Genomic DNA, 3,007 nt, shown 5'->3' with positions numbered 1-3,007 from the left:
CTCCGCCCAGCCTTTCACTCTAGCTTCAATGTTTTCAGTTTGAAATGAGTAAATCTTTTTATAATGGTTGCCAGGTTTTTAGCGTTTTCTTCATTGATACATTGATACAAAGGTGGGAAATATATGAAGATGAATAAAAAATTCAATCTGTTATTCGCTATTTTTTGTTATATGGCCATTATACTTGTCGATGGCAGCGTTGAAGCATCTGCTGCTGAGTCGTTTATACAAGGCTCTGGATATGAGCAAGGGAATTATGACCTGGAAGCGATTCAACCGACGGCGTTTAACTGGACGAGACAGTCGAGGTTTTCCGGCAGCGAAGCGTTTGATATGAAATGGTCATTTAAAACTGAAGGACGTGTACGTTCATCACCGGCGATAGCTGCAGACGGTACAATTTATGTCGGCTCAGACGACGGGCATTTGTATGCGTTGACGGCGAGTGGCGAGCAGAAATGGAAATTTGCGATCAATGGTAGTGATTTTGGCAACCCCGGCATTTATTCGTCGCCATCCATCGGAGCTGATGGGACGATCTACGTCGGGGGGGATGACAGTTATTTATATGCGATTCATCCAGACGGTACTTTGAAATGGGATTTGAAAATAGGGTCACTGGTTTTCGTGTCCCCTTCACCAGCCATCGGAGCGGACGGGACGATTTATGTCGCTACCGAGGACGGTACTTTTCATGCAATTTCCGACGATGGAGACACGGGAAGGGAAAAGTGGTCATACAAAATATCAGCATTTTGGCCGATGATTAAGTCGTCCCCGGTAATTGCAGCTGATGGTAAGATCTATGTGGGTGATTTCGAAGGTATTCTCTATGCATTTGAACCGGAGCAAGATGCGGATGATGTCAAGCCGAAATGGATCTTTGAAACTAAAACGGGTAGTGCGATCAGAGCGACACCGGCAATCGGGGATGATGGGACGATCTACTTGGGTTCAGAGGATGGTAATTTATATGTACTGGATTCGTCGGGTCAATTACAATGGAGGTTTGATGCAAAAGATCCGATCTCCAGCACTCCGGTTATCGGTTCTGACGGTACGATCTATATAAAGACTCATTCGAAACTCTATGCATTTGCGCCGCAACAAGCGGCGGATGACGTTAGCCCCAGATGGTCGGCGGAATTTGGATACGTTACTTATGCTACGCCGATTGTCGATGCCAATGGCATGCTTTATGTCGGAACTCACGACAGCAATTTGTACGCGATAGATTCAGCGGGCAATATGCGGTGGTCATTTCAGACAGGCGGTTCGATTACTTCATCAGCGGCCATCGGTGCCGATGGTACGATTTATGTGGGTTCTTACGATGGACATTTATATGCGATCGGGCAGGTTGATATAAATGCTCCGACTAACGTAACGGCAAAGGCTGGAGAAAGGTCTGTGCAGCTTGAATGGGAGGTGGTTTCTGATGCCTCCTCTTACGCAATCTATATGGCTACAGGATCAGAGCCGCCGGATACGCAGGATTTATCGAACTGGAAACCATTAAATGACGAGCCGCTTATGGACACATCATGGCTGGTTGATGAGTTAAAGGCAGGAACAAAATATTGGTTTGCTGTGCAAGCCGTTACTGAAGGGAATAGTAGAAGCCAGTTGTCAGCTCCGGTTAGCGCAACGCCGTATGCTGTGGTAAAAGCGGTGAATGATCTCAATACGCTTGAAATAAGCAAGCATATCACGAGCGATCAATTAGCGCAATATTTGCCAACCGAGGTTTCTATACAACTGCACAACGAGACGTTAGAGCCGGATGTGGGAGTCAATTGGGAAATAGTGAATTCTGATTACAATCCGGATCAATCTGGGACATATTGGATATCTGGAAGCTTGCAATTGCCCGAATATTATCTGAACCCGGATAAATTGAAGGCAAAGCTACAGGTTCGTGTTTTACCGGGGTCGAATGCCAAGTTGTCTGAGATTCGAATCAATGGTAAAATTTTAGAAAATTTCAATCCAGATCTGTTTACTTATTATTTGACGGTACCTTATTCAATGGATCGCGTGACAGTAACAGCTTCAACTTACGACTCATCGGCATCGTATGAGGTGATTGGTGGGCAAGAAGCGGTGCTCGAGATCGGTGACAATTCGATTTATATCCAAGTTATATCAGAAAATGAAAAGGAGGAGCGCACTTATTCTTTATACATTGAGCGCCAACTGCTAACGATTACGGAAATTCAAAGGCCAGATACGATATATGTGCCTTATAACACGAAGTTGCAGGATGTTTCCGTACCCGATTCGGTGTATGTTACGTTGGACGATCTTCGCACGATTGAGGTGCAAGTGAGCTGGAATGAAGTTCACCCTGAATACAATGGCAAGGTGGCTGGTCGTTATGAATTTATAGGCACCTTGCAATTGCCTGAGTGGGTGAACAATCCGCTGAATATCAAGGCGAAGGTAAGTGTGATCGTGCTGGACGAGCGTAAGCGAAGCTCCTCGTCATCACCGTCTTCCCGTACGGATCGTGTTTCCAGCGATGCCAAGCTTTCATCACTGGAAATATGGGCAAACGGTCGGATGTTAACTTTACAACCTTCGTTTGCTCCTGATGTGCATGATTACACCGTATTTACAGATGCAGAGGAAATGGTATTTATTGCTCAAGCAGCGCACGATGCGGCCGAAGTGTACGTTGATGGTGTACTTTTGTCACGCTCGGTGCCGATCAGCAAGAAGCTGACAAGTGGCAACAATGAGTTCACGTTTGTCGTTCGTGCGGAAGACGGTACCGAGAAGCGATATACGCTGACCGTGATTCGAGAGACGGCTACTCATGAATCGTCGATGCCATTTTCTGATATTGCCGGACACTGGGCGGAGGACTACATCATGCGTGCTGTAGAGAAAGGCATCGTCAGCGGTTATCCAGATGGCACATTTAAACCGAATCATCCAGTCACACGCGCCGAGTTTACTGTGATGCTGGCAGGTGCATTGAAACTGGAAGGTGACGGCTCCGCGC

At 46.4% G+C, this 3,007-nt stretch carries 1 protein-coding gene; it reads left to right on the top strand.

Going from position 1 to position 3,007, the window contains the following annotated elements:
• Positions 1-123 precede the first annotated feature (123 nt).
• Positions 124-3,007: outer membrane protein assembly factor BamB family protein (locus PBA01S_RS22410; protein WP_127576771.1), on the top strand; the 2,884-nt coding region annotated here is incomplete at its 3' end.

Origin of the sequence: Paenibacillus barengoltzii NBRC 101215 (genome assembly GCF_004000745.1) — a bacterium.
Taxonomy (GTDB): domain Bacteria; phylum Bacillota; class Bacilli; order Paenibacillales; family Paenibacillaceae; genus Fontibacillus; species Fontibacillus barengoltzii.
The sequence above is the reverse complement of the archived record's forward strand: the minus strand, read 5'-3'. Positions and strand labels throughout refer to the sequence as shown.